Annotated in this window: 4 protein-coding genes; 1 reads left to right on the top strand and 3 read right to left on the bottom strand. The window is 67.3% G+C overall.

Going from position 1 to position 3301, the window contains the following annotated elements:
• From V5A53_RS13960 to V5A53_RS13950, 3 genes are all read right to left on the bottom strand, one after another.
• On the bottom strand, nt 1–862 hold an 862-nt coding region (locus tag V5A53_RS13960; RefSeq protein ID WP_442928705.1), incomplete at its 3' end, for a molybdopterin-binding protein.
• A complete protein-coding gene (locus V5A53_RS13955) occupies nt 855–2114 on the bottom strand; it encodes a molybdopterin molybdotransferase MoeA (protein WP_332314224.1) in 1260 nt (419 codons plus the stop codon). The genes V5A53_RS13955 and V5A53_RS13960, both read right to left, overlap by 8 nt.
• 78 nt (nt 2115–2192) lie before the next feature.
• The gene (locus tag V5A53_RS13950) at nt 2193–2465 is read right to left on the bottom strand and encodes a hypothetical protein (protein ID WP_332314223.1); all 273 of its coding nucleotides are present in this window, start codon (nt 2463–2465) and stop codon (nt 2193–2195) included.
• Between the two features lie 210 nt (nt 2466–2675).
• Between V5A53_RS13950 and V5A53_RS13945 the strand changes: the two genes are divergently transcribed.
• Nucleotides 2676–3301, top strand: a 626-nt coding sequence (locus V5A53_RS13945; protein ID WP_442928704.1) for a proteasome assembly chaperone family protein, incomplete at its 3' end; no start/stop codon positions are given.

The following is a 3301-nucleotide window of genomic DNA, read 5'->3' as shown; positions in this document are numbered from 1 at the left end:
GTTTGACCGCGACGCCGTGCAACAGGAGTTCGCCCGTCTCCTCGACGACGCGGTAGATGACGTCGACGGCCGACGCGGAGGTCGACCCCGAGGAGAGCACGAGGTCGCATTCCTCGGTGGCCTCCCGGAGGGCCGACTCCATCGCCTCGTAGTCGTCGCCGGCGTGGGGGTAGAGTTCCGCCTCGCCGCCGGCCTCTTCGACCGCCGTCGCGGTCGTGTAGCTGTTGACGTCGTAGATCTCGCCCGCGTCGCTGTTCAGCGATTCGCCGGGCCGGACGAGTTCGTCGCCCGTCGAGATGATGCCGACCGTTGGCTTCCCGCGGACCGGTACCTCGTCGACGCCAAGGGCCGACAGCAGGCCGATTTCTCTGGGCGTCAGGACCGTGCCGGGGCCGAGGGCCCGCTCCCCGGCAGCCACGTCCGCACCCGCGAACATCACGCGGTCGCCGGGTGCGAGCGACGTGCGCACCAGCACCGTGGCGTCCTCCCGGTCCGTCCGTTCAACCATGACCACGGCGTCAGCGCCTGGCGGCAGGACTGCACCCGTCGATATCTCGGCACATTCGCCTGCACCGACTTCCACGTCGGGTTCGGCGCCGGCGTGGACCTCGCCGACCAACTCGAGCCGGTTCGGGTCGGCCTCGTCGGCACCGAAGGTGTCCTCGGCGCGAAGCGCGTAGCCGTCCACACTCGCGCGGTCGAAGCCCGGCACGTCGAGGTCGGCGTCGACCCGCTCGGCGAGGACGCGACCCCGCGCTTCGCGGAGTGGGACGGTCTCGTCGTCGGGTCGGAGGTCGAGATCGTCGATCGTCTCGTGGGCCTCCTCGGGGTCGGCCAGATCGCGGAACTGTTTTCTATTCATGATACTCCCAGTTTTGGACCGCGACGGTTTCGCCCTCGGGAATCCCCTCCCGGCTCTCCTCGACGACGACCCAGCCGTCGGCCAGGGCGACGCTGGAGAGGACGCCTGACCCGCTGGCGCGGGTTGGGGTGGCTTCGAGGCCCGTGTCTCGCGGTTCGCTTTGCTCACCACTCGACTCTTCCGTGTCGTGTGGCGACACGCTCTCGTCCAACTTCACCCGCACGAACGTCCGCACGCCGGGTTCGCTCCGTATCTTCCGGGCAAGGGTCGCCTCCTGTGTCGGCGGTGGGTTCAGCGGCATCCGGCCGAGATGCTTGATAAGGGGCCGCAGGAACTGGACGGCATTGACGATGGCGGCGACGGGATACCCCGGAAGCATGACTACCGTGGTGTCCTCGACGCGCCCCAGCGCGACGGGATGGCCGGGCTTGAGTGCGACCCCGTGGACGAGTACCTCGCCCAATTCGTCGACGACTTCGGGGATGAGGTCCCGTTCGCCGACCGACGAGCCGCCGGTCGTGACCACCACATCGCGGGTCAGATCACGCTGGACGGCCGCGCGCAGCGCCTCGTGGTCGTCGGTGACGATGTTCCGCCGGGTCACCTCGGCGCCCCACCGCTCGGCGAGTCGCGATACCGTAAACCGGTTCGTCTCGATGACCTCGCCGGGGGCGGGGTCGGACTGGACGAGTTCCTCGCCGGTCGGGATCACGGCGACCTCGGGTTCGGCGACGACCTCGACCTCGTCGATGCCGGTCGCCTTCAGAAGGCCGAGGTCGGAGGGCCGCAACTGGTGGCCGGGGTCGTAGAGACGCTGGCCCGCCTCGACGTCCTCGCCGACCGGGGCGACGTTCTCGCTCTCGGCGACGGCGTCGAAGACCTCCAGTTCGCCGGCGAGTTGCTCGGTCTGTTCGACCATGACGACGGCGTCGGCGCCCTCGGGGAGTTCGCTGCCGGTGTGGACCCGCGTCGCCGTATCGGGGCCGACGGCATCGCCGGGGCGCAGGACGGCGGGCGAGCGGTCGGAGGCGCCGAAGGTGTCCTCGGCGCGGACGGCCCACCCGTCCATCGCGGCTCGCGGGTAGTGGGGGACGTTTCGGGCGGCGTCGACGGGTTCGGCCAGCGTCCGGCCGTCACAGACGGACAGCGACACCTGTTCGGTTCGGTCTATCGGGTCGATATCGAGGAGTCGGTCGCGGGCCGCTTCGACCCGCGTCCGCTCTTTGAATCCCGATTCGCGTACGTCGCTCATACCTCACTGTGGGGATGCTGGGGTGAAAAAGGGTGACTCCGCGGCACGCCCCTGCGCCGACCCCCGCGCCGGGCGTTGTCACTTCGGGGCGACCATCACGCTACCGTCTCGGACGACGAAAAGCGGGTCGTTGCCCCCGAAGGCCGTCGCCATCCCGCCGTTCGTGTGGACCTCGACGGGCGCGTCGACTGGTTCGGCGAGCGTGTGGGTTTCCCCGGCGGTCAGGGTAACCGTCTCCGTCGAGACGCCCGCCGCGTGGACGACGATGTGAACGTCCGTCGTCGACGGCCCCTCGTTGTGGACGAGTAGGCCACGTGACGGATCCGCCATCGGGCGACTGGCTCGAGCCATCGTGTTACCAAATGCCATGGTATTATAAATGCCTTCGGATCAGTTCGATGGCCGTATGCGGATTACGGTTCCGTTGTGATGGACCCCCGTGTCGGCAGTTACTGGCCGCTCGGCCAGGATTCGTTTCCGCTACCGTGAGCACCGGTCTCATGAGGCAGGAATGAGGGACGGGATTTAACCCTAGACGCGCGATGTACGAGTGGGTGTCTCGTGGTGACTCAAAATTCATCGGCAGAATTCGAAAAGAAGAGTGAACTTACGGCCGACTCGGTTACCCTCATCGAGGGGCTTCCTGGACTGGGTCTGGTCGCCTCGATAGCGGTCGACCAGATCACGAAGCAACTCGGGTTGGAACAGCACGGGACCATCGTCTCGGACGACTTCCCGCCGGTCGCGGCCTACGACGAGGGACGGGTTCGTGATGCGGTCCGGGTCTACGCTGGCGAGGATCCGGCTGTGATGACCCTGCAAAGCGACGTTACGATTCCACCCAATGCGGTCGAATCGTTGAGCGAGTGTGTGTTGAACGACATGGCACAGGAGTTCGAACAGGCCGTCTTCCTCGCAGGAGCACCTGCGGAGTCCGAAGAGCAGATCGGCGAGGTAACTGGCGTCGCCACGACCGACGAGCTAGAGACGGCTCTTACCGAGGCGGGAATCACGCTGGCTGACGGGGCGGGCGTCATCGGTGGGGTCACCGGTGCGTTATTGGCCGACTGTTATCACCTCGACGTCCCCGCGGCGGTGCTCATCGTCAGGTCGAATCCCTACATTCCGGACCCCGGGGCCGCACGCGCCGTCATCGAGAACGCGCTGGAACCGCTCGTCGACTTCGA

Origin of the sequence: Natronomonas sp., from assembly GCF_036625485.1 — an archaeon.
Taxonomy (GTDB): domain Archaea; phylum Halobacteriota; class Halobacteria; order Halobacteriales; family Haloarculaceae; genus Natronomonas.
The sequence above is the reverse complement of the archived record's forward strand: the minus strand, read 5'-3'. Positions and strand labels throughout refer to the sequence as shown.

Coding starts and splice junctions, on each gene's coding strand:
- V5A53_RS13950 (WP_332314223.1), bottom strand. CDS start 2,465: ATGGCTCGAGCCAGTCGCCCGATGGCGGATCCGTCACGTGGCCTACTC.
- V5A53_RS13955 (WP_332314224.1), bottom strand. CDS start 2,114: ATGAGCGACGTACGCGAATCGGGATTCAAAGAGCGGACGCGGGTCGAA.